This is a genomic window from Staphylococcus pasteuri (assembly GCF_030547725.1).
GTDB classification, from domain to species: Bacteria; Bacillota; Bacilli; order Staphylococcales; family Staphylococcaceae; genus Staphylococcus; species Staphylococcus pasteuri.
The window spans coordinates 1-331 of sequence record NZ_JAUOQO010000123.1 but is presented as its reverse complement, the minus strand read 5'-3'; the positions used below and the strand labels follow the sequence as shown (position 1 = coordinate 331).

The window sequence follows — 331 nt, the reverse complement described above, 5'->3', positions numbered from 1 at the left end:
ATCTCAATGCCCTCGGGTATCAATACACCACTATCGACCTGTATCGCCTGTAACGCCTCAAGTGCTCGGCGTTTCATGACCGGATCTTGGATCTGTGCTTGCGGCAATGTAGCCGTCGGAGTGGGTTGGGCGAACTTCTCTAAGAATACAGACCAGTACTTCAAGCCATTACGCTTAAAGAATACCGGCCAGTAAAGCCAATGCGCTAGACCTAAGCCGTAAGGATTTTCATCATTATCAGCACCTACATCAAACCACCAAAACTTATTCTCCGGCATTCGTTCGCCCATTGGATGGGCAATACTGATCTTATAAATACGGCCATCTACAC

Annotated in this window: 1 protein-coding gene; it reads right to left on the bottom strand. The window is 47.7% G+C overall.

Annotated features, from left to right (window positions below):
- Positions 1-290: phage portal protein family protein (locus Q4528_RS13070; protein WP_303521907.1), on the bottom strand; the 290-nt coding region annotated here is incomplete at its 3' end.
- Positions 291-331 lie beyond the last annotated feature (41 nt).